The organism is Mesorhizobium sp. M2E.F.Ca.ET.209.01.1.1 (assembly GCF_004010375.2).
GTDB lineage: Bacteria > Pseudomonadota > Alphaproteobacteria > Rhizobiales > Rhizobiaceae > Mesorhizobium.
This window is the reverse complement of sequence record NZ_SADP02000897.1, coordinates 1-311: the sequence shown is the minus strand read 5'-3', so window position 1 is coordinate 311 and position 311 is coordinate 1. Positions and strand designations below refer to the sequence as shown.

The window sequence follows — 311 nt, the reverse complement described above, 5'->3', positions numbered from 1 at the left end:
AACTAAGCTCGCACACTTAGGCAGAGCATTGTTCCTCGTCGTGATCGCGATCGGCGTTGCCGGCTGCGGCACGGTCAAAGAGAAAACGGCCCCCTGCAAGCGACCCGCAGATCTGACGTCCTACGCTGCCGACCCTCGCCAGGAATGCGGCCCGATGTCGTACGTCAACGGCGACCCAGCCACGGCCGCGGCCGCGATAAAGGCGATGGCAACTCCATAAGGACGATCGGCGGCAATGGAAGATTTCTTAGGCGACCTTCTCGACCGGATTGAAGACACCGGAAGGACCTTTTCGGAAAATCGCTGTCCCT

1 protein-coding gene is annotated in these 311 nt (G+C 60.1%); it reads left to right on the top strand.

Features of this window, described 5'->3' with window-relative positions; all coding sequences use genetic code 11:
- Positions 1 to 28: 28 nt before the first annotated feature.
- Positions 29 to 220 (top strand): hypothetical protein, encoded by a 192-nt coding sequence (locus EN852_RS41980; protein ID WP_135879873.1) that lies wholly within the window; start codon positions 29 to 31, stop codon positions 218 to 220.
- The last annotated feature ends 91 nt before the right edge of the window (positions 221 to 311 follow it).